This window comes from Acinetobacter sp. NS-4 (assembly GCF_037402435.1).
Taxonomy (GTDB): Bacteria; Pseudomonadota; Gammaproteobacteria; order Pseudomonadales; family Moraxellaceae; genus Acinetobacter.
This window is the reverse complement of sequence record NZ_JBBEUE010000006.1, coordinates 1-17,924: the sequence shown is the minus strand read 5'-3', so window position 1 is coordinate 17,924 and position 17,924 is coordinate 1. Positions and strand designations below refer to the sequence as shown.

Sequence of the window (17,924 nt, the reverse complement as noted above, 5' to 3'; positions counted from 1 at the left end):
ATAATCTTTATATGAAGCAATTTTGAGATAAAGAATTATTCTTCTATAAATTATTCCATAAAATCTTGCAGTACTTTTTCTGCAAACCACCACGGCAATTGCTCAAGCGCCGGATTCATTTTCAATGTTTCAGCGGCTTCAATCTCGGCAATAAAGGCCGCTTTTTCGCCATTAGAAGAGTTATCAAACAAATAGGTACGATCACTGGCATCGATCGCCTGCATGAGCAAATCCATGCTGCGGTAATAACGTTCCACAATCTTTTGCTCGGGAACAGGATGTCCACCTACACTCACCCGATATTTAACCCGGGCAATATTAATTCGCGGGTCTACCGTAGAAACATAATATAAATAGGTTTTAAACCCCTGCCGCTGTGCTTGTTGTAAAAACTCAACCTTAGAGATATGCGACATTACTGTTTCAAAAGTAAAGCTGATTTTTAAGCGCAAAAATTCCAGCCGAATATAGTCAATAATCCGTGCGCAAAGATAAGAATCTATTTCTGATGCATGAAACTGGATATTCCAGTCATCGACTACGCTAGGCTCTTGTTGCAGTAAAGCAACCAGCTGCCGGGATTGAGGACGTTTTTTCTGTTTAAGGAAAGCAACTAAAGGCTGGGCTTTTAATGCAGGATGATAGGCCATTAAATCCAGTCGCTGACTCGAGCGCAGATTGTGTTCCAAGTCATCGGCATTTAAATAAGCCCCAATATGATGGGGCAATAAATATTCTTTGACGGTACTTTTTCCAGATCCATTCGGACCGGCAAACATCCTTATTCTTGGTTGAGGCATTCAGTTATACAGCAGCCTCTTGTTTTCTCTTGCGTTTTAAAACCTGAGGAAGATGATCAACACTAATGTAGGCTTGATGCAAATCAGCAATCACGGTTTCTTGTCCATTGACTTCGTGTTGTAGCAATTGCTGATCTTTTGCGTAAACGACCGTTGCTGCCGCACATGCTTTGTTAAAGGCATGACGGAAAGCGTGTATGGCAAGTTTAGGAATCATGTCATCCTCATATTTGCCTGCTTTCATGATGGTATAAGCTGCCATGGAACAACTCCCGTTACACAAGGTGTATTTGCCTATTATATTAACATAGCCGCAATAATTGTCTATAAATACACCAACATAGAAATGTAACGCTTTGCAGTCAGCTTATTGGGGGAATAATACCTCTATTCAGAACGCTGAGTTTAAATTCCATTTGTAAAAAAGCCACTGATGAAGTGGCTCATGAATTACTGTTCTTCTTTCCAGACATCTTCATAGTCTTCACGATCAATCATAAAACGGAAACCTTCAGCCAAAGCCAGGTATGGTAGCGCTTCAGGTAAAATATCCTGTAACTCTCGAACGGTCATGGTCTGGAAAAAGTCTTCTCCTGCTTCCAACTCGCCACCGTAAATAAACCAGCCAATATTTTCATCCGTTTCTGGCTTTTTACGAATCCCGACAATCGGTTCTTTATTTAAAGTTTGCACCGCAATGGCTACCACATCATCACCACTTACCTGAATATAGGCGGAATCAAACTCCTCACACAATAACTTTTGTTCTGCAATCAGTTCTTCTAAGGGTGAAAGTTGTTGGGAATTTTTTGACATTGCGCTTCTCTGGCATATAAAACCGAATAGCGACAGTTTAACTTAGAACGATTTAGCATAGCTAAACTTTTTATTTTAAGTATTTTTTGCTAAGCTTGAAAAAGTTACAAAATCAAAAAAGATTAAAATGAAACTTCACGATACTACAGAATCCACAATAAGCACTGAGCATGGTCACGGCGGCAAACGCAAAAATGCCGGCCGTAAAACCCAATATCAAGAAAAAACCGTGGTGATGCGAGTGCCAGAATCTAAAATACTGCAAATCAAGTCTTGGTTAAAACCCAAACCTGCAGATGACCGAAGTCAGAAGATTGAACTGCATCCTATACAGATTCAGACCCAGCTCGATATTCCTTATCCTCTGGAGTCAGTCGCTGCCGGTTTCCCCTCTCCGGCTCAGGATTATGCGGAAGACTTTATCGATTTAAACCGCTACCTGGTGCATAACCCCTCAAGTACCTTTGTATTACGCGTGAATTCGTTGTCGATGAAAAATGCAGGCATAGACATTGATGACCAGATTTTAATTGACCGTAGCCTAAAGGCAGAACACGGCGATATCGTTCTGGCCTTAATCAATAATGACTTTACCGTTAAACGATTAATGATAGAAAAACAGAAAAATGGGCAACTGAATATCTGGTTAAAAGCAGAAAACCCGGAATATCCGGATATTTATTTGCACAGTGAAGAACAGCTGATTATTTGGGGTGTGGTGACCTGTATTTTAAAAAAATTACGCTAATACCTCTTATGGCCGGTATCCCTTATGGATTAATACGCAGCCCAAACAGGTCACAATTTTTACCTTTCAAAATAGACCAATAAAAAGCCCCAAGTTTACTTGGGGCTTTTTATTGAATCCTCAGCTTGGCTGAGGATTATTTTTGCTGTTGAGGGTTTTTTTGCTGCTGTTGGCGTTGATTGCCTTGGTTTTGCTGACGTTGATTGTCTTGCTGCTGTTGTTGCTGCTGTTGATGCTTTTGGTTTTCGCTTTGCGGATTCGATTGTTGTTGATTAGCCATTTTCATATCCATCCTTTGCATTGATGACTAGATTCTGATTGCTCAATCAGATTACTAGGATATGCCGTATGTATTACGACTCTTATTAATCTAACGGATATTTCTACTTAACCAACCCGCAAACTGTATCGACTTAATTCATTGTAATGATCAAAATATTAATTTACTGATTTTTAATGCATCATTAAATCTGATCTTTACGCTATTAACTGTAATTACACTGAAGCTTACAGGCTGCTCAAGCTCTTTATCGAATGCGCTCTTGATTATCCTCATTTTTTAAATTTGAAATTACTGAGTGATTTGATTATTCTAATCTTGAAAACGTTACAATTTCAAGAATAAAAATGGCCCAACAACTTTTTGCTTTAATCGATATCAATAACTGCTATGTGAGCTGCGAACGGGTATTTAATCCTCATTTGAATGGCCAACCTGTGGTGGTGCTCTCGAATAATGATGGCTGTGTGGTTTCTCGAAGCAATGAAGCCAAGGCTTTAAATATCGGTATGGCCATTCCTTGGCATGGAATTGAGCAATGGGCTTTAGCGGCGGGAGTAAAAGTATTTTCCAGTAATTATGCTTTATACGCAGATATGTCACGGCGCTTTTTTTCGATTCTGGAACAGCATTTTCATCCTGATGATTTAGAGCCTTATTCCATTGATGAGTGTTTTATCCAGCTGAACAGCTATGCAGAAAATTTTGATGTAGAACAATATTGTCGAGACTTAATCCAGCGCATTGAGCAATGGCTTGGCTTGCCCTGCTGTATGGGAATTGGCACCACTAAAACCCAAGCCAAACTGGCCAATCATTTTGCCAAAAAAAGAAGTGGTTTTAACTCTCTATGCTATTTACCTCATTTAGATTTATGCAGTTATGAAAGCCTGCTTTTAGAAACACCGGCTAGCGAGATTTGGGGTGTTGGTCGTAAAATCAGCAAACAGCTTCAAGACTATGAAATTTATAGTTGCTATGACTTAACTTTTGCCAATGAACATCATCTTGCCAAACAATTTTCAGTGACGATTGCACGGACGATTCGTGAACTAAAAGGTCAATCCTGTATTGCACTGGATGACCCTGCAACACCGGCAAAAAGAATCCTTTCTTCACGAAGTTTTGCTGCAGCATTGACTGAAAAATCAATTATCAAACAAGCCGTCATTTTTCATGTCAACCGTGCCCATAAACGCTTAATCAAGCAACAGCAACTGTGTGCCTGCATACATGTTTCACTCTATGAAAAGATCTCCAACCCTCCCTATAAAAAAAGTATTTCTCATGCGCTAGGTCTGGAATATGCAAGCAATGATTTACTTGTTTTAAATGCTGCAGCATTAAAGCAAATAGATGTTTTATTTAAGGAAAATAAGAAATACATTAAAGTGGAAGTGATGTTTAGTGCCTTGCATGTTAAGCAACAATATACTCATGACTTATGGCAACCCTTAGCACTGATTCAGCAACGTGAGGGTTTAATGAAAACCCTATTGCAAATGCAACAACGCTATGGCTCGGATTGCATACAAATTGGCTATCATTCTGCCAATCCAGCCTGGCATATGAAACAGCACCATCGCTCTCCACGCTATACTACCTGCTGGCAAGAAATGCTTACAATTAATGACTCTGCGCTGGATGTTACACAAAATAAATGAACTGTTTTGGTCAATTCAGTTTACAATGTAAAAAATAGTAATAATTATAAAAAATGTCATTTTTTAACATTGCCAATTACCTGCAAAGTTCCCATTATATAGCTCAGTTTTGACACATAGCTTCCGTTTCAATTCAAACAATTCATAATAGAAATACGGAAATATATGCCATAATACGCAAACTTTGCTGACATCTTGCAAGGTATATTTGCAAACTTATAATTGGAGCAAGCTGAATGAGCTCAACCATTTTGGTTATTCATGGACCGAATCTAAATTTACTAGGTATGCGTGAACCTGAAGTTTATGGACACCTTACTCTGGATGATATAAATCAAAAGCTCATCGCCCAAGCTCAAAATGCATCTCTTTCTCTAGATACCTTCCAAAGCAATTGGGAAGGCGCCATTGTTGACCGAATTCATCAGGCACAAAAAGAAGGCGTTCAATTCATCATTATTAACCCTGCAGCATTAACCCATACCTCGGTTGCAGTACGTGATGCGCTTCTAGGTGTTGCCATTCCCTTTATTGAAGTTCATTTGTCCAATGTACACGCACGTGAAGCATTCCGACATCATTCATATTTATCCGATAAAGCCGTTGGCGTGATTTGTGGTTTAGGTGCAAAAGGTTATGCCGCTGCACTGGACTTCGCCATCGACAAAATCCAACCTTCTACGCAACCATAATTAGGAATACTGTCTCATGGATATTCGTAAAATCAAGAAACTCATCGACCTGATGATTGAGTCTGACTTACAAGCGATTGAAGTTAAAGAAGGTGATCAATCCATCGCCTTAACCCGTCGCAATCCAGTGGTAGCAGCAGCTGTTCCTGCAATGCCTGTAGCCGCAGCTGCAGCACCGGTCGCAAAAACACCGCGCGGCGCAGTTGAAAACTCTCCTATGGTTGGTGTGTTCTATGCTGCACCAAACCCAGGCGAAGCACCATTCGTTAAAGTGGGTCAGACCGTTTCTGCCGGTGAAACACTGGGTATTATTGAAGCCATGAAAATCATGAACCCGATTGAAGCGACTCAAAGCGGCGTGATTGAAGAAATTCTGGTGAAAAACGGCGAAGTAATTCAATTCGGTCAACCTTTGTTCCGCTATCGCGCCTAAGACCACGGGGACTTACAATGTTGCAAAAAGTTTTGATTGCAAACCGTGGTGAGATTGCCTTACGCATCACCCGGGCTTGCAGAACTTTAGGAATTAAAACCGTAGGTATTTATTCCGATGCCGATAAAGACCTGATGCACTTACGCTTTTGTGATGAAGCTGTATGTATCGGTCCGGGTGCAAGTAGCGAAAGCTATTTAAACATCCCGGCAATTATTACTGCTGCTGAAATTACCGGTGCAGATGCCATCCATCCAGGTTATGGCTTCTTGTCGGAAAATGCCGAGTTTGCAGAAATTGTAGAAAATTCTGGTTTTGTCTTTATTGGTCCACGTCCAGAACATATTCGCCTGATGGGGAATAAAGTCTCTGCCATTATTGCCATGAAAAAAGCCGGCGTGCCGACAGTACCAGGCTGTGACCATGCAGTGACTATTCACAACGCCCTTGCAGAAGCAAAAGAAATTGGCTTCCCGCTGATTGTTAAAGCTGCTTCTGGTGGTGGTGGTCGTGGTATGCGTATTGTTGAACGTGTAGACACCTTACTTGAATCAGTTCAGGCGGCACAACGTGACGCTGAAATGTGGTTTGGTGATGACACGGTTTATATGGAACGCTTCCTGCAAAAACCGCGTCACGTCGAAGTTCAGGTTTTGGCAGATGGTAATGGCCATGCGATTCACCTGTATGATCGTGACTGTTCACTGCAACGTCGCCATCAAAAAGTACTGGAAGAAGCGCCTGCACCAGGCTTACCTGAAGAAGCACGTGCTGAAATTTTAGAAGCCTGTGTGAATGCATGTAAAATGATGCAATACCGTGGTGCCGGTACATTCGAATTCCTGTTTGAAGATGATGAATTCTTCTTCATTGAAATGAATACCCGTGTTCAGGTTGAACATCCAGTCACTGAAATGGTGACTGGTATCGACATCATTGAACAACAACTGCTTATTGCTGGCGGGCTTGGCCTACAGATTGAACAGGCTGATGTTGAATGTCGTGGTCACGCCATGGAATGCCGTATCAATGCGGAAGATCCAACCACATTCCTTCCATCTCCAGGCAAAATCGAGCACTATTACACTCCAGGTGGTGCCGGTATTCGTTTAGATTCACATATTTACGAAGGCTATAGTATTCCACCTTACTATGATTCAATGATTGCTAAACTCATTGCCCATGGTAAAGATCGTGAGACTGCCATTGCCCGTATGAAACAGGCATTAGAAGAAATGATCTTGACCGGAATTAAAACCAACATTCCGCTGCATCGAGATTTAATTTTGGAAGATGAAAATTTCTGTGCTCAAGCCATGGATATTCATTATCTGGAAAAACACTTATTGAAAAAACTAGAAGCCTATAAAGAAGCTTCTTGAACAAAGCTTTAAGACTAAAAAACCGCTCTTTATGAGCGGTTTTTTAATATGCTGAAAGTTATGTATAAAAAATATAAATAGTAATTTAAGGCAGCACACGGTGTAATGTGGCAAAGCATTGTTCTGCCTTGTCATTACTACAGAAATTAATGGTCGATGGATTCTTCCATTGCACAAAATATTGGGAAATTTCTCCGGTTTGGTCTTCCTGCAGACCCGAACAATCTTTTTCATTATTGTCATACTTTACCTGCAAAACCAGTGCAGACAATAAAGAGCGCTCCTCTTGAGCCGGCTGAAAGTCATAAATTCCAGATGACCACTCTTGACCACTTTTGATGATGACATTGTTATTACTTTTAAAATTATAATATTCAATACATTTATTATTGTTGGCCACTTGCATTCCCCATAAGCCAACAATTTCTGGACGAGTCACAATACGAATGGTATTCGAATTTTCAGCTCGATCCGTTTCTTCTGTTGCAACTACAGCTTGGTTGTCATTTGCCATCGCAACTGATGAACACAATGTAAGTAAAATTGTAAAATATGTTTTTTTCATACATCAATTCAGTGCTAAAAATCCTTTGCTATAACTTAGCATATTTTTATGAAAAACCAGTATTTATCACCATATTACAACAATATAATTTCAAGCTGAATTTACCCAAAAAAGTAATCGGCCAAGCTAAAAAGAATCAATTCTTTCCGACTAATACCGAAATAACAATCTCCACTTATAACGATACAGCTATACAATAAATGTTCATTCGTCTTGAAAATATTTCAATTTAATTAAGAGTATAGCAAAATAATTTTTTAATCCTTCTGACTAAGTCGCCATGTTAGAGTGACAAGGACGTGATCTTTGCATACTTTGCTAACCTCATCTAAATTATCCTCGTTACGGCAACATGCCCCTGCCTTTTTCATTATTGGCGCTGTGGTCCTGAGCTGCTGTTTGTGCGGGATTCTATCCAGACCTGTTACCTTTTTAGCCTATTTATGGCCTGCAAATGCAGTTTTGCTGGGATTATTTTTACGTTTTAAGCATTTAAGAACCCTAGGTGGATGGTTAGGTGCGTTTAGTGGTTATATGCTGGCAGATCTGCTGACTGGTAACTTTTTGCTGCTGACCTTTGTTCTTAGCCTCGCAAATCTGATTAACGTGATAATTTCGTTATTTTTTATCCAATACTGGAAATTAAATTATCGAAACTATAATCAAGGTTTTACCTTCTTATATTTATTTACCATTTGTGCCCTGGGTGGTTGCCTGGCCAGTGCCTTGTTTGCTATTGCGACTGTGCCTTATCTTTCTAATACCTTCATGTCTACGCAACGTCTTGGGATTGATTTTGGCATGTGGTGGGCAGGTGAAATCATCAATTGCATTACCATTCTGCCGATTATTTTATTTTTCCCCACATTAAAGGAAATGGGAAAATATTTAAAAAATATTAAGCTGAATCAATTTCATTTGACCAAATTGCTACCACTGATTGCGATTGTTATTTCAGTGACTTTTACCCATATTTTCACTGGACCGGGTGCCTTGCTTTATCCTCTGGCTGCCTTAATTTGGGCTGCTTTAAGTTATCCTATTTTCATCGTTGCCATCATTAACAGCATTGTATGTTTGGTAACTTATCATAGTCTGACTTATTTTTATTTATCCGATTCCTCCTCGGCATATTTATCAACCACTATTTCTGTGCGTATTGGTTTATGTATGCTGGGTTTCGCCCCCCTAGTTCTGTGCATTATTACCAGTAACCGCCGTGAACTGTATAAAAAAGTGTTGTATCTGGCCAATCACGACAGTTTGACCAATACCATTAACCGACGTCACCTTTTTGAAAAAGGTGAACGATATCTAAGTGAGGCTAAAAGCCACTCAGTCTCACTGGTGATGCTTGACCTGGATCATTTTAAAAGAATGAATGATCAATATGGACATCATACTGGTGATTTGGTACTCCAACATTTTTCGCAATTGGTTGAAGATAATATCCGTAGCAATGAACTTTTTGCTCGTGTAGGTGGTGAAGAATTCCTGATTTTAATGATGAACACTACCTTGCAAGAAACCCAAGCCATTGCTGAACGAATTCGCAATAAAATTGAATTAACTCCAATGCAACTCCCTCAGGGAGATTTATTATTTATTACCACCAGTATTGGCATTACCCATCAGAGCTTACCCACCGAGCTGAGCTTGCAAAATATTATTAATCTGGCGGATCGTGCCCTGTATCGCTCAAAAGCTTTGGGACGAAATCAGATCACCATTGCTTCTTGATAGAAACCCTTAGCTAGCTGACTAAAACCATAACAGGCAGCATCATGGCCACAATCTTGAACACAGGGCATAGAATACTGACTTTTCTTTAAAGGCCTTTTTAGGCTTGCTGAATATATTTCGGTAGCCAGCGTACAAACAGCAAACCCACAATAGTTGAAAGCCCGGCGAGCACAAAAACCATCTCTCCAGAAATCACTTGCCAATATTTTCCAGCCAAAATACTTCCCAGGGCAACTCCCAAGCCCCACATGGTGCTATACATGGCCTGGCCACGGCCTTGCTGACCCGCTGAAAAATTTTGAAAGATAATGCGCATGGCAATCATATGAAACAGGCCAAAACTAAAAGCATGAATGCTCTGGGCTAAAAACTGTGCCATAAATAAGTCAGGCAACAATCCCACGACAACCCAACGCACACCCGTTAAAACCAAACACAAACTGACCAAGCTACGCCATGAAAATCGGGTTAGGAAAATATGCGCAAAGGCAAACATGATGATTTCTGCAACCACCCCAACTGACCACAACAGACCAATCTCAGTGGTGCTATAACCAACCTGATGCAAGTAATTGCTATAGAAGCTATAAAATGGCGCATGAGAAAATAATAAAACAAACTCTATTGCAAAAAATGCAGCGACTACGGGTCGTTTTAATATGGGCAAGAGTGGCTCTAATTGCTGTTGCGACTGTGGAGCGCTACTGGGCTCTTTAATGCTGAAAGACCAGAGGAAAGCCAAAAATGCAATGCACAACAACATCAGGGGAAGCATAGAAATCGGAACAATTTCGAGTAAAGCCCCAATCCCAAACACCCCAATAATAAAACCAACAGAGCCCCATTTTCTTACTTTTCCATACAGCTGAGTGCGCTTGTCGCCCAACCAGAATAAAGTTACCCCTTCAAATTGCGCCAAAATAGCATTTTGAAAAAAGCTGAAAATCAGCATTAGCAGTGCTACTGACTGGAAGGTATTTGGAACCAGAAAAATCATGAACCAAATAAAGCATTCCATCCAGGTCGCAATTCGTACCAACAACATTCTTTTGCCTGACTTATCGGCAAGCCATCCCCAAATGAACGGCGCGAAAAAGCGGGTAATGATTGCGATTGAAGATAACAATCCGATCTCTTGATAATTAAAGCCCTGATCTTCCAGATACAGGCTCCAAAAAGGCATGAAAGTACCAACAATGGAATAATAGAAGAAGTAGAATCCACTTAGTTTATGCTGTATTGCAATAGGTTGCATTAGCTTGCATATCCTTGCATTATCAATAAGTTAATTTCTTTCATGGTTGCATATATTTGCATATGATTGCCTGTACTTGTACTTCAAGAGTCTAAAAATCTTAAAAAATAAATTTTTATTAAAATTTGTAGACTACAGATATAAAAACGAACTTCTCAGAAGTTGAAGAATAAATTTTACAAGAATAAAAAAGCTCATACTTGAAAACTTTTCTATATTTTTTAAGCAGTAACTTAAATATATAAGTTACACTTTTATCGTACTTATTCTGAATAAATTAAAAAAATGGGTATAAAAACTTATCTCTACTTTTACATTGAGCACATGCTAAGAAATAGGGAAATTTTTATGAAATGGTTAAATATTACAAAAGGTTACTTCCTTGTAGAGAATCCAGAACCACATTGTGCAATAAACCACAATCCCGATAGAAGCATTACAGCCAGGGTTCATCTCGCATACCAGAATACAGCAACAGATTATTTTATCTAAAAAACTATAGGTCTAAGATTTAATGATAATCGTATTGGTTCGTTTTGGTCTCACGTTGATAGTTAAAATGGATAGATGAAGCACTTTCTTGAGCATCTTAAGCACTGAAAATAATTATAGGATTTTGATCTATATTTAAATTTAATTGTAAAAATATTTAAAAATGGGATTTATGCAGCAATATTTAGATTCAATAAAACTTTCACTAAAAACCAGTAATTATTTTGGAGCTATTGCTATGGCTCTTACTTTGCCAGATATTTGTGCTTCGGTAGATGATAAATATAATAAGACAAGTGGGCAGAAATATTGTATATGGTTTAATAAGTATTTAGCTGACACTTATAAGCAAATATTACACCATGAGAAGGACAATGTAATATTTGGTGCTCCAGAGTGTTATGCGGCTCGTCGCTCTTTTTTACACCAAGGTACTAATATTATTAAGCACCAAACAAAAACACTTCAGTATGCAGATAAGCCAGCCATATCAGTTAACTTTATGTCTATTGGGTCTGTAAAATATATGCGAAATGGAGATATCCTAACTATTGATGTTAATTTTTTCTGTGAAAATATGATTAATGCTGTAGAAAAATGGATGATTGACATTAAAGATGACAAGGGTAAATGTGCCAAAATATCAGCCATGCTAATTGTTCATGAAAGTTTAGAATCTATGTATGCTGCTCACACACCCACTCATTAAGGAAAGAAAAGCCCTCACTTGAGTGACTTTTAATAATACCAATACCGCTCCCTAAACAGCACAGAATTAGCATCTGCATTATGCTTTAATTCCCTACCCTCATAATTAAATACCTTTTCATCTTATCTTTTGAATCAATAAGGCAAGGCAGATTAACTCGAGTGAAATATGAATTTTTTTCTACCCTTTTGACTTATTTATGAATATATAGCTTTAACTCATACATAGATAAATATATGAGTTATTTTTATAAAAATTGGTTATATTTTCTTTAATTTTTTCTATTAAAAAATTAAAATTAATAAAAGTCAATATGTTTTATATTAGACATAATAACTACTCCATATAATAAAAAATACCAAGTTTTGGTGATATTCAACTCATAATAATTTTTATTAAATTAAATCGCTATTTAATAGCTAAATTTACTAATTTTTATTTTATTTTTCAAGGCAATATTATGTTCGGTTCAAAACACTGTATTTTAGCTGTTTTATCTTCATTCACGTCTGTTTCAACCTTAGCATCAATGCAGGTCATCCCTACTCTAGATTTTCCTTCTAAGCCTCAAAAAATAGCAAGTCAAACTAAAAATGTGGCGGAAATTAAAAATTGCAAAAATAATGAGGAATGTAAAAAACTGGAGGTTAAAAATACTTCGAAATAATCAAAAAGAAGACACTTTAGAATGGTTAAAATATCTTCATAACAACTTCCTTAATAAAAATTAACCTACTGTAAAAAAGCCTTCACTTGAGGGCTTTTACAATGGCACTATGCTTTCCCTTATGTCCAATCATCCATGTGTATTTTTCGATTAATTTATGTGGATTATTGGTTAATAATCAAATGAATTAAGAAAATTTTTATAAAATCATCATCTGTTGTTTGCCTCACAATTCAAAAAGTAAATCAATTGGAGAAAGCAAATGTTAAGTAAAATGATGATAGCAACCAGCCTAGCGGCCTCTATGGTTTTGACAGGTTGTACTTCCTCCATGCCAAATCCCTCTACTGAAAGGCATTTAGCAAAATTACAAAACAAAAACTGGGTCATGACTGAAATCAATCAAGTTAAGTATAAAGCTGATCCTGTTTTATCTGCCGTTCCAATGCTCAGTTTTGATAATAGCCAACTCAGCGGTAGTGATGGCTGCAACCAATTTATGGGAGGCTATGCTGTACAAGATACCCAAATTAAATTTTCCAATTTAGCCACTACAGAGAAAGCCTGTTTAAATCCAACCGACTTACCGCAAAAGTTTGCACAAGCTCTAACCCAGGTTGTCAGCTATGAGGCGACCAACCATGAATTAAAGTTATTCGATCGCAATCATCGTGTAGTCCTTAAGTTTAAGAATATGAAATAGATATCAATAAGCCCTCGATTGAGGGCTTATTATTGATTTAAAGTTTTGCGAGTTGCTTTACGCTTATCTTAGTTTATACATTGATGAGTGGTTCATTATTAGGAATCGACATTGAGTTACCCTGTCTGTCCGGCATGCCTCCCATTTCATCTTTATTTCTTTCGTATATAGAATAAAGAATTAAAGCAATAACAATCACTGCAACCACACCAAGGATCATTTTTATTTGTCTTGAATCCATAATCGTTACCTTTATAAATAAAGAAAATAGCCATAAGACAATATCTGCAAAAAATTGAAGCTACATCTTCTCTTCTTATGTGAAAGTTTAGGAAGATGAAAGCTCAATTTTATTTCGGTTGTCTGCGGAAATGTTCTTGTTGATGGTCATTTTGCTGGTTGGGTTGCTTCTGCGGATTTTGTTGCTGATTTTGTTGATTAGTTTTTGGATTTTCTTGTTGCTGCTGATTTGGCTTATTGGGTTCTTGATTATGTTGACTGAATTGCATGGGTTCTCGAGTAGCCATCTTATTTTCACCCTCTGTTTAGTCTATATAATTTAATTAATTTACTATTTAATTTTTATGAGCCAATCTTAACTTTGTGTCAATTTCATTCAATGTAAATTGCATTCATCTATGCAGTTGATCTATAAAAAGACAGTCTCAAGCACATTGACATTGATTACTCAACGCTTATAAAAACGTTCGGCGATATGATTTCCTTATTGCTCTCTAAGCTCAACACTGCCTATTTTGGCTTTTGTGCAAGTCATCCCTATAAACCAAACTTGTTCAGCATAAAAACTCATCATCTAAATTTTTTCAGATTTTAAATGGCATAACAGTTTCTTTGGGATTAAATGAAGTTAATCATTTTTTCCACATTTACGACATTCCTGAATATATCCATGCTTATGATCCCAGCTGTATTCATACACATGTAGACAGAAGAATTTACGAAGAGAATTAAACATAAATTTAACCTCACCCACCTAGTTGAGAAAAACTATCTCTACTTAATAATATGGGTACTAAAATGATAAATATCAAAATAAAAAGATAAAAAATACCTACATAATCGGTAGGTAAAAATACGAATACGCTGAGTGAGCGTAGAAACGACAGCCAATTGCTGGGGCGTTATTTTCTATAAATTGAAGCACCGTGACATTAGCAAAATATATCAAAATGCAAAATTACAATCATTCTATTATTTCGACAGATCGGTATGTAAAAAGCCCACTTGGTCAGCAGGCTTAAGGTTTATTTGTTTTTATCCATGGAGCTTGGAGATGTGGTTTGATCTTGCTGATCATTATCGGTATCGCGTTGACATGCAGTTAAGCCAAGCATGATGACCAAACTTATTAATACTATTTTTTTCATGTCTTATCCTTGTGTCGTTGGATCATTCAGGATATAAGAATGACACATTTTCACCGTTCAACATTTACAGCAAAAATGTAAAAAGACTTAAAAAATGAAATTATGTGTTTGAGGATTACCCCGATGATCGGGATCATTGAATAATAAACTAAATAGATTTTCAGTCATCTCCGTTTATTGGCTTTATGATAAGCATTAAAGTCTTTTTAACTGCCTTTCTCTTCTAAACAAACCCAGTCTTTCTTTTCGCTGGATGATCTGATCTTCAGTAAATGGAAGTCGTTTTTGTAACTCGGCTAAACTCAGAGAATGGTTTTCTATCAAATAACCATCCTGTTCTACAGTCCAATGGATGAGAGAAAATTCAACTTTGTTTCGGTATGCTCTATTCATGCGCAGCATTATAAAGCATAGTTTTAGGCAATACAGTGCTCAGACTGGAAAAGTAGGTTTAGAAAATTCTCTTAGAAAGTTTATAAAAAAGTTATCTCACAATTTCCCATAAAACAGCATGATCCGAGTGTGTCACAAAACCAATCAGCTCATTGGTTTCATTCAGCTTGGGAATAAACTGATTATTCTCCATATCATAATAACCGGCATGATCTTCGGCATTGGCCAAGGTGGCTTCATCTCCCAAGACCTTGTTAATCATTCGTTCTTCACCTGATGCCGGGTTTTTAATTCTGATCATAAGATTCTAGCCTTTGACTTATAGTTTGATCTCTATCATAAGGAATCAGATGTTAATGTATGGCTTACTTTGTTAGCTCTAATGTAACCTGAATGATCTTTGATTTTAGAGATAATATTCCACTGCTCAGTGGTAAAGCCAAAACTTAAAATATGATTTGATCTCTAAAATGGTTATTAAATAGATGATATTTCTGAACTGAATTTAAATGTAAAAGGTCCTTTATATAAGCATTGATAATTTTCTCATGCATTGTGTTATTTAATGTTTGCTCCATCTAAATCCCTCTCATAAAGCTCCTAATATATTTTAAGCATTTAAAAAATAGTGGAGCAGAAAGAATATGTATAAATATCCAAAAAGCCCATCAATAGAAGTCCAAGCCCATCAACCGGGTATTCAATCGCAAATGCATCCTCAACCAGAAGTCATCAAACCCAACTATCAAGGAAGCAATAAATTAAAAGACAAAATTGCCCTGATCACCGGCGGTGATAGCGGTATTGGCAGATCAATCGCAGTGTTGTTTGCACGCGAAGGTGCAGATATTGCCATCTGCTATTTGGAAGAAGATCAAGATGCCGAAGAAACCAAGAGAATGGTGGAAAAAGAAGGTCGCCGTTGCCTGCTGTTGAAATGCGATTTACAGCATCACGATGAAATAAGCAGGATAGTCGAAAAAACACTTCAAAAATTTAAAACAATCAATATCTTAATTAACAATGCCGGCGTTCAATATCCGCAAAAATATATTACCGACATCAATACCCAACAGCTTTTTAAAACTTTTGAAATCAATATTTTATCCATGTTTTACTTAACTCAGATGGTGATCCCTTATATGACCCAAGGTGATTCAATCATCAATACCAGCAGTATCACCAGTTATCATGGCCATGACCTGCTGATTGACTATGCCAGTACCAAGGGCGCAATTACTTCATTTACCCGTAGCCTATCCACAAATTTATTGAAAAATAAAACCGGTATTCGGGTCAATGCAGTAGCACCTGGTCCAATCTGGACGCCTCTCATTCCGAGCAGTTTTGATGAAGAGCAATTAAAAGATTTTGGTAAAAAAACGTCCATGGGACGAATGGGACAACCCAGCGAAGTCGCTCCAGCTTATTTATTTCTTGCTTCGGATGAAGCCAGTTATATTTCAGGTCAAGTCATTCATGTAAATGGCGGTACGATTATTAATGGCTAAACCATTTAAACAGTTAGAACGCTGTAAATCATTTGAATCATGAGGAATCAAATCCCACACCAAAGCTCGACATATTATTACCCATCATAAATTTTTTTTGCTTAAATAAATAAAGCTGTAAATCTAAAGAGGGATACATTATGCCTAGAGGCGATAAATCAGCTTATACAGAGAAGCAGAAGCGACAAGCGAAACATATTGAGGACAGTGAAAAAGAACGTGGACTTGCCGAAGATGATGCGGAACGCATTGCTTGGGCTACCATAAATAAACAAGATGGTGGTGGCAAGAAAAAAAGACACCATTAAAAAATATTGATCCTGCAATTTCATAAAGCTCTCACGTCAGGGCTTTATTTGATTAATCGGCACATCTAGTTGAGCTATTTTACCGCTTGTCGGATAATGTCATTACAAAAAAATATAACAGCATGATTATCATTGGCTTTTAATATCTGTGTTTTTGCTGTTCACAATTTTTAAAAGTTTCAATGAATCTGCTCCTTTAAAATCCTAATTTACCCGTGAAAGGGGTGAATACCATGACACTCTATTGCATAAAAAAAAATCAAAGCTTTCTCGCTTATCGAGATCAATTTGATGACTGCCATAATTGGCAAATGTCGGATCTGGATTTGGCCTTTGCCAGCCCATGGTATTGGTCAATTGATATAAATATGGCAAAAATTTTCATTACTCAAACTGAAGCCGAAACTTTTCTAAGCACGCATTATGGAGAGATATTTATCCATGCCGAAATAAACTTATATAGATATGAATATGACTCACCTTAATTTAGACCAAGCATATTGATCTGACCGAGTGCTTTATTCACTGGCTGCTCAGTTTGCGTCCAGACTTGTTCGCACCTTAAAACAGCGTATTACTGGTTTTAATATGAATGGTGCTAAATTTGTAAGATTAATCATGAGGAGGAATTTTTTTTGCTGTAATGATAATCAAGAAAAAATTCAGAGACAGCTCCATGTGCGCAAATTTTGAAGCAATTAAAAAAAATAGAGCATTTCTGCTAGGCCTTTCCGAGCCTCAGTTTGAATATCCTGATCATATTTACCCATTATATGATGCTCCAATTTTAATGCATGGTGCAGATCAACCTGAATGGGATGTTGCCAAATTTGGTCTTATTCCTTTTTGGGCAAAAGAATTGAAATATGCTCGTCACACCTATAATGCCAGAACTGAAACCGTGGCAAGTAAACCCAGTTTTCGTCATGCATGGCATAAAAATCAGTTTGCCTTGGTACCTGTCGATGCCATCTTCGAGCCCAAATATATAGATGGCAAACCGCACTGGTATGCGATTTTCCGCAAAGATGGACTGCCCTTTACCCTCGCCGCCATTTATGAAAATGCAATCATTGAGAATAAACCGGTACGATCTATGAGCCTGCTGACCATCAATGCTGACCATCATCCTTTTATGAAGCAATTTCACACACCCAAAGATGAAAAGCGCTCGGTCATCGTCATTCCAGAAAATGCCAGGATGGATTGGTTGAATAGCAACGCTGATGAAGCAAATCAATTCTTCTTTGAAATGCAGGATGAATATCTTGCTGTACCCAAAAATCGTACAGCAGTAACTCAACTTTAATATTTATTATTTGCTGGTAGCGCAGCATTTCTATTAGATCTCTTTCATAAATCAAAAAATGTTCAA

The 17,924-nt window shown here is 37.6% G+C and carries 24 protein-coding genes; 13 read left to right on the top strand and 11 right to left on the bottom strand.

Going from position 1 to position 17,924, the window contains the following annotated elements; translation table 11 throughout:
• Window positions 1-50 precede the first annotated feature (50 nt).
• The 3 genes from WAE57_RS06435 to WAE57_RS06425 all read right to left on the bottom strand — a co-directional run bounded on the left by WAE57_RS06435 (window position 51) and on the right by WAE57_RS06425 (window position 1,616).
• Window positions 51-800: a zeta toxin gene (locus WAE57_RS06435; RefSeq protein WP_337709348.1), complete on the bottom strand. Its 750-nt coding sequence runs from the start codon at window positions 798-800 to the stop codon at window positions 51-53.
• A gap of 4 nt (window positions 801-804) precedes the next feature.
• Window positions 805-1,062, bottom strand: a complete 258-nt coding sequence (locus WAE57_RS06430) for a hypothetical protein (RefSeq protein WP_337709346.1) — start codon at window positions 1,060-1,062, stop codon at window positions 805-807.
• A 188-nt stretch (window positions 1,063-1,250) separates the two neighbouring features.
• Window positions 1,251-1,616, bottom strand: a complete 366-nt coding sequence (locus WAE57_RS06425) for a hypothetical protein (RefSeq protein ID WP_237788519.1) — start codon at window positions 1,614-1,616, stop codon at window positions 1,251-1,253.
• Between the two features lie 127 nt (window positions 1,617-1,743).
• Here WAE57_RS06425 and umuD point away from each other — a divergent pair, with 127 nt between their 5' ends.
• Window positions 1,744-2,364, top strand: coding sequence for a translesion error-prone DNA polymerase V autoproteolytic subunit (gene umuD, locus WAE57_RS06420; RefSeq protein WP_337709344.1), 621 nt, complete (start codon window positions 1,744-1,746; stop codon window positions 2,362-2,364).
• A gap of 136 nt (window positions 2,365-2,500) precedes the next feature.
• Here the strand turns inward: umuD and WAE57_RS06415 are convergent, their stop codons facing one another.
• Entirely contained in the window at window positions 2,501-2,644 is a 144-nt protein-coding gene (locus tag WAE57_RS06415; protein ID WP_171262914.1) for a hypothetical protein, read from the bottom strand.
• A 347-nt stretch (window positions 2,645-2,991) separates the two neighbouring features.
• On the opposite strand from WAE57_RS06415, the gene WAE57_RS06410 reads away from it, so the two are divergent.
• From WAE57_RS06410 to accC, 4 genes are all read left to right on the top strand, one after another.
• Window positions 2,992-4,308 (top strand): Y-family DNA polymerase, encoded by a 1,317-nt coding sequence (locus WAE57_RS06410; RefSeq protein WP_337709342.1) that lies wholly within the window; start codon window positions 2,992-2,994, stop codon window positions 4,306-4,308.
• Window positions 4,309-4,544: 236 nt separating this feature from the next.
• Window positions 4,545-5,000: a type II 3-dehydroquinate dehydratase gene (gene aroQ / locus WAE57_RS06405; RefSeq protein WP_237788516.1), complete on the top strand. Its 456-nt coding sequence runs from the start codon at window positions 4,545-4,547 to the stop codon at window positions 4,998-5,000.
• A 16-nt stretch (window positions 5,001-5,016) separates the two neighbouring features.
• The gene (accB, locus tag WAE57_RS06400; protein WP_086176753.1) at window positions 5,017-5,433 is read left to right on the top strand and encodes an acetyl-CoA carboxylase biotin carboxyl carrier protein; all 417 of its coding nucleotides are present in this window, start codon (window positions 5,017-5,019) and stop codon (window positions 5,431-5,433) included.
• 17 nt (window positions 5,434-5,450) lie between these two features.
• On the top strand, window positions 5,451-6,815 hold the full coding sequence (gene accC / locus WAE57_RS06395) for an acetyl-CoA carboxylase biotin carboxylase subunit (RefSeq protein WP_237788515.1): 1,365 nt from the start codon (window positions 5,451-5,453) through the stop codon (window positions 6,813-6,815).
• Window positions 6,816-6,900: 85 nt separating this feature from the next.
• Here the strand turns inward: accC and WAE57_RS06390 are convergent, their stop codons facing one another.
• Window positions 6,901-7,380 (bottom strand): hypothetical protein, encoded by a 480-nt coding sequence (locus WAE57_RS06390; protein ID WP_086176751.1) that lies wholly within the window; start codon window positions 7,378-7,380, stop codon window positions 6,901-6,903.
• A 315-nt stretch (window positions 7,381-7,695) separates the two neighbouring features.
• Here WAE57_RS06390 and WAE57_RS06385 point away from each other — a divergent pair, with 315 nt between their 5' ends.
• Window positions 7,696-9,120: a diguanylate cyclase gene (locus WAE57_RS06385; protein ID WP_337709573.1), complete on the top strand. Its 1,425-nt coding sequence runs from the start codon at window positions 7,696-7,698 to the stop codon at window positions 9,118-9,120.
• A gap of 100 nt (window positions 9,121-9,220) precedes the next feature.
• Here the strand turns inward: WAE57_RS06385 and WAE57_RS06380 are convergent, their stop codons facing one another.
• A complete protein-coding gene (locus tag WAE57_RS06380; RefSeq protein WP_337709337.1) occupies window positions 9,221-10,378 on the bottom strand; it encodes an MFS transporter in 1,158 nt (385 codons plus the stop codon).
• Between the two features lie 664 nt (window positions 10,379-11,042).
• On the opposite strand from WAE57_RS06380, the gene WAE57_RS06375 reads away from it, so the two are divergent.
• The 3 genes from WAE57_RS06375 to WAE57_RS06365 all read left to right on the top strand — a co-directional run bounded on the left by WAE57_RS06375 (window position 11,043) and on the right by WAE57_RS06365 (window position 12,949).
• Complete coding sequence (locus WAE57_RS06375; protein WP_337709335.1) at window positions 11,043-11,579, top strand: hypothetical protein; 537 nt, start codon at window positions 11,043-11,045, stop codon at window positions 11,577-11,579.
• Window positions 11,580-12,039: 460 nt separating this feature from the next.
• Window positions 12,040-12,246: a hypothetical protein gene (locus WAE57_RS06370; RefSeq protein ID WP_337709333.1), complete on the top strand. Its 207-nt coding sequence runs from the start codon at window positions 12,040-12,042 to the stop codon at window positions 12,244-12,246.
• A 262-nt stretch (window positions 12,247-12,508) separates the two neighbouring features.
• Complete coding sequence (locus WAE57_RS06365) at window positions 12,509-12,949, top strand: META domain-containing protein (RefSeq protein WP_337709331.1); 441 nt, start codon at window positions 12,509-12,511, stop codon at window positions 12,947-12,949.
• Window positions 12,950-13,022: 73 nt separating this feature from the next.
• On the opposite strand, the gene WAE57_RS06360 is transcribed toward WAE57_RS06365, so the two are convergent.
• The 5 genes from WAE57_RS06360 to WAE57_RS06340 all read right to left on the bottom strand — a co-directional run bounded on the left by WAE57_RS06360 (window position 13,023) and on the right by WAE57_RS06340 (window position 15,031).
• On the bottom strand, window positions 13,023-13,190 hold the full coding sequence (locus WAE57_RS06360; protein WP_337709329.1) for a hypothetical protein: 168 nt from the start codon (window positions 13,188-13,190) through the stop codon (window positions 13,023-13,025).
• Between the two features lie 109 nt (window positions 13,191-13,299).
• Window positions 13,300-13,476 (bottom strand): hypothetical protein, encoded by a 177-nt coding sequence (locus WAE57_RS06355; protein WP_237788509.1) that lies wholly within the window; start codon window positions 13,474-13,476, stop codon window positions 13,300-13,302.
• A 738-nt stretch (window positions 13,477-14,214) separates the two neighbouring features.
• The gene (locus WAE57_RS06350) at window positions 14,215-14,337 is read right to left on the bottom strand and encodes a hypothetical protein (protein ID WP_269091878.1); all 123 of its coding nucleotides are present in this window, start codon (window positions 14,335-14,337) and stop codon (window positions 14,215-14,217) included.
• Window positions 14,338-14,532: 195 nt separating this feature from the next.
• The gene (locus WAE57_RS06345) at window positions 14,533-14,730 is read right to left on the bottom strand and encodes a hypothetical protein (protein WP_086176793.1); all 198 of its coding nucleotides are present in this window, start codon (window positions 14,728-14,730) and stop codon (window positions 14,533-14,535) included.
• 91 nt (window positions 14,731-14,821) lie between these two features.
• Window positions 14,822-15,031 carry a hypothetical protein gene (locus tag WAE57_RS06340; RefSeq protein WP_337709326.1) on the bottom strand — a complete coding sequence of 70 codons (210 nt, stop codon included), beginning with the start codon at window positions 15,029-15,031 and terminating at the stop codon, window positions 14,822-14,824.
• A 343-nt stretch (window positions 15,032-15,374) separates the two neighbouring features.
• Here WAE57_RS06340 and WAE57_RS06335 point away from each other — a divergent pair, with 343 nt between their 5' ends.
• The 4 genes from WAE57_RS06335 (at window position 15,375) to WAE57_RS06320 (ending at window position 17,858) form a co-directional block, all read left to right on the top strand.
• Window positions 15,375-16,241, top strand: coding sequence for an SDR family oxidoreductase (locus WAE57_RS06335; RefSeq protein ID WP_337709324.1), 867 nt, complete (start codon window positions 15,375-15,377; stop codon window positions 16,239-16,241).
• Window positions 16,242-16,381: 140 nt separating this feature from the next.
• The gene (locus tag WAE57_RS06330) at window positions 16,382-16,549 is read left to right on the top strand and encodes a hypothetical protein (protein WP_337709322.1); all 168 of its coding nucleotides are present in this window, start codon (window positions 16,382-16,384) and stop codon (window positions 16,547-16,549) included.
• A gap of 233 nt (window positions 16,550-16,782) precedes the next feature.
• Window positions 16,783-17,034 carry a hypothetical protein gene (locus tag WAE57_RS06325; RefSeq protein WP_237788506.1) on the top strand — a complete coding sequence of 84 codons (252 nt, stop codon included), beginning with the start codon at window positions 16,783-16,785 and terminating at the stop codon, window positions 17,032-17,034.
• Between the two features lie 191 nt (window positions 17,035-17,225).
• The gene (locus WAE57_RS06320) at window positions 17,226-17,858 is read left to right on the top strand and encodes an SOS response-associated peptidase family protein (protein WP_337709320.1); all 633 of its coding nucleotides are present in this window, start codon (window positions 17,226-17,228) and stop codon (window positions 17,856-17,858) included.
• The last annotated feature ends 66 nt before the right edge of the window (window positions 17,859-17,924 follow it).

What these genes read in the sequence shown, in the direction of transcription:
- aroQ (WP_237788516.1), top strand. Translation starts at nt 4,545, where the DNA reads ATGAGCTCAACCATTTTGGTTATTCATGGACCGAATCTAAATTTACTA.
- WAE57_RS06375 (WP_337709335.1), top strand. Translation starts at nt 11,043, where the DNA reads ATGCAGCAATATTTAGATTCAATAAAACTTTCACTAAAAACCAGTAAT.
- WAE57_RS06355 (WP_237788509.1), bottom strand. Translation starts at nt 13,476, where the DNA reads ATGGCTACTCGAGAACCCATGCAATTCAGTCAACATAATCAAGAACCC.
- WAE57_RS06365 (WP_337709331.1), top strand. Translation starts at nt 12,509, where the DNA reads ATGTTAAGTAAAATGATGATAGCAACCAGCCTAGCGGCCTCTATGGTT.
- WAE57_RS06330 (WP_337709322.1), top strand. Translation starts at nt 16,382, where the DNA reads ATGCCTAGAGGCGATAAATCAGCTTATACAGAGAAGCAGAAGCGACAA.
- WAE57_RS06320 (WP_337709320.1), top strand. Translation starts at nt 17,226, where the DNA reads ATGTGCGCAAATTTTGAAGCAATTAAAAAAAATAGAGCATTTCTGCTA.
- WAE57_RS06325 (WP_237788506.1), top strand. Translation starts at nt 16,783, where the DNA reads ATGACACTCTATTGCATAAAAAAAAATCAAAGCTTTCTCGCTTATCGA.
- WAE57_RS06335 (WP_337709324.1), top strand. Translation starts at nt 15,375, where the DNA reads ATGTATAAATATCCAAAAAGCCCATCAATAGAAGTCCAAGCCCATCAA.
- WAE57_RS06345 (WP_086176793.1), bottom strand. Translation starts at nt 14,730, where the DNA reads ATGAATAGAGCATACCGAAACAAAGTTGAATTTTCTCTCATCCATTGG.
- WAE57_RS06410 (WP_337709342.1), top strand. Translation starts at nt 2,992, where the DNA reads ATGGCCCAACAACTTTTTGCTTTAATCGATATCAATAACTGCTATGTG.
- WAE57_RS06380 (WP_337709337.1), bottom strand. Translation starts at nt 10,378, where the DNA reads ATGCAACCTATTGCAATACAGCATAAACTAAGTGGATTCTACTTCTTC.
- umuD (WP_337709344.1), top strand. Translation starts at nt 1,744, where the DNA reads ATGAAACTTCACGATACTACAGAATCCACAATAAGCACTGAGCATGGT.
- WAE57_RS06360 (WP_337709329.1), bottom strand. Translation starts at nt 13,190, where the DNA reads ATGGATTCAAGACAAATAAAAATGATCCTTGGTGTGGTTGCAGTGATT.
- WAE57_RS06435 (WP_337709348.1), bottom strand. Translation starts at nt 800, where the DNA reads ATGCCTCAACCAAGAATAAGGATGTTTGCCGGTCCGAATGGATCTGGA.
- accC (WP_237788515.1), top strand. Translation starts at nt 5,451, where the DNA reads ATGTTGCAAAAAGTTTTGATTGCAAACCGTGGTGAGATTGCCTTACGC.
- WAE57_RS06350 (WP_269091878.1), bottom strand. Translation starts at nt 14,337, where the DNA reads ATGAAAAAAATAGTATTAATAAGTTTGGTCATCATGCTTGGCTTAACT.
- accB (WP_086176753.1), top strand. Translation starts at nt 5,017, where the DNA reads ATGGATATTCGTAAAATCAAGAAACTCATCGACCTGATGATTGAGTCT.
- WAE57_RS06425 (WP_237788519.1), bottom strand. Translation starts at nt 1,616, where the DNA reads ATGTCAAAAAATTCCCAACAACTTTCACCCTTAGAAGAACTGATTGCA.
- WAE57_RS06390 (WP_086176751.1), bottom strand. Translation starts at nt 7,380, where the DNA reads ATGAAAAAAACATATTTTACAATTTTACTTACATTGTGTTCATCAGTT.
- WAE57_RS06430 (WP_337709346.1), bottom strand. Translation starts at nt 1,062, where the DNA reads ATGGCAGCTTATACCATCATGAAAGCAGGCAAATATGAGGATGACATG.
- WAE57_RS06415 (WP_171262914.1), bottom strand. Translation starts at nt 2,644, where the DNA reads ATGGCTAATCAACAACAATCGAATCCGCAAAGCGAAAACCAAAAGCAT.
- WAE57_RS06340 (WP_337709326.1), bottom strand. Translation starts at nt 15,031, where the DNA reads ATGATCAGAATTAAAAACCCGGCATCAGGTGAAGAACGAATGATTAAC.
- WAE57_RS06370 (WP_337709333.1), top strand. Translation starts at nt 12,040, where the DNA reads ATGTTCGGTTCAAAACACTGTATTTTAGCTGTTTTATCTTCATTCACG.